This is a genomic window from Parasphingopyxis sp., assembly GCF_052168295.1.
Classification (GTDB): domain Bacteria; phylum Pseudomonadota; class Alphaproteobacteria; order Sphingomonadales; family Sphingomonadaceae; genus Parasphingopyxis.
The window spans coordinates 1-1,533 of sequence record NZ_JBQLZN010000060.1; the positions used below are offsets into that span (position 1 = coordinate 1).

Annotated in this window: 2 protein-coding genes; both read right to left on the reverse strand. The window is 61.6% G+C overall.

Features of this window, described 5'->3' with window-relative positions; genetic code table 11:
• Nucleotides 1-408 (reverse strand): cytochrome-c oxidase, cbb3-type subunit II (gene ccoO, locus ACTS1Z_RS10295; RefSeq protein ID WP_442624370.1); only part of this gene is annotated, 408 nt, incomplete at its 3' end.
• A gap of 12 nt (nt 409-420) precedes the next feature.
• A partial coding sequence (gene ccoN / locus ACTS1Z_RS10300; protein WP_442624371.1) for a cytochrome-c oxidase, cbb3-type subunit I occupies nt 421-1,533 on the reverse strand: 1,113 nt, incomplete at its 5' end.

Genomic DNA, 1,533 nt, shown 5'->3' on the forward strand with positions numbered 1-1,533 from the left:
CACCACCGAGCGCGGGTCGATCAGGTGCTGGACATGCCATTCGTCCGAATAGCGGCCGCCGACGCGCGCCAGGTCAGGCCCGGTCCGCTTCGACCCCCATTGGAACGGGTGATCGTACATGCTTTCCGCCGCCAGGCTGTAATGGCCGTATCGCTCCACCTCGTCGCGGAACGGGCGCACCATCTGCGAGTGGCAGGTGTAGCAGCCTTCGCGGATATAGATGTTGCGGCCGGCCAGTTCGAGCGGCGTGTAAGGCCGCACGCCTTCCACTTCCTCGACCGTGGAGTCGATGTAGAAGAGCGGCGCGATCTCCACGATACCGCCGATGGCCACGGTAATGAACGCGAATACCGACAACAGAGTGACGTTGCGTTCGAGTTTCTTGTGGTCGAAAAATCGGGATGCCATGTCGTGCGTCCTTTATTCGGCGGGAACGGTTTGCGGGGTGACGATCGGCCGATCCTTTTCGGGATCGTGCGGCGTATCGGTCATCGGCTTTTCGGTGCGGCTCTTGCCGGCGATCGTCAGCCACACATTGTAGACCATGACGACGGCACCGGCGAGGTAGAGCAGCCCGCCCGCGGCGCGGATCAGGTACATCGGGTGCATGGCGCTGGTGACCTCCGAGAAGGCGTAGACCAGATAGCCATCCGCTCCATATTCGCGCCACATCAGGCCCTGCATGATGCCGGCGACCCACATCGAGGCGGCGTAAAGAACGATGCCGACCGTCGCGAGCCAGAAGTGCCAGTTCACCATGCGCAGGCTGTACAGCCGTTCGCGCGCCCAGAGCCGCGGCACCAGATAGTAGATCGCCGCAAAGGTGATCATGCCGTTCCAGCCCAGCGCGCCCGAATGCACATGGCCGATCGTCCAGTCGGTATAGTGCGAGAGCGAGTTGACCGCGCGGATCGACATCATCGGTCCTTCGAAGGTGCTCATGCCGTAGAAGGCGAGCGCCATGACCATCATCCGGATGATCGGATCGGTGCGAATCTTGTCCCATGCGCCGTTGAGCGTCATCAGGCCGTTGATCATGCCGCCCCAGCTCGGCATCCACAGCATCACCGAGAACACCATGCCGAGCGTCTGCGCCCAGTCGGGCAGCGCGGTATAATGGAGGTGGTGCGGACCCGCCCAGATATAGAGGAAGATCAGCGACCAGAAGTGGATGATCGACAGCCGGTAGCTGTAGACCGGGCGCTCCGCCTGTTTCGGCACGAAATAGTACATCATGGCGAGGAAGCCAGCGGTCAGGAAGAAACCGACCGCGTTGTGCCCGTACCACCACTGGGTCAGCGCATCCTGCACCCCGGCAAAGGCGCTGTAGCTTTTCGAGCCGAGGAAGCTGACGGGAACCGCCAGATTGTTGACGATGTGAAGCATCGCGATCGTCAGGATGAAGGCCAGGAAGAACCAGTTCGCCACATAGATATGCGGCTCCTTGCGCTTTACGATCGTGCCGATGAAGACCGCGCCATAGGCGACCCAGACGATGGTGAGCCAGAGGTCCACATACCATTCGGGCTCGGC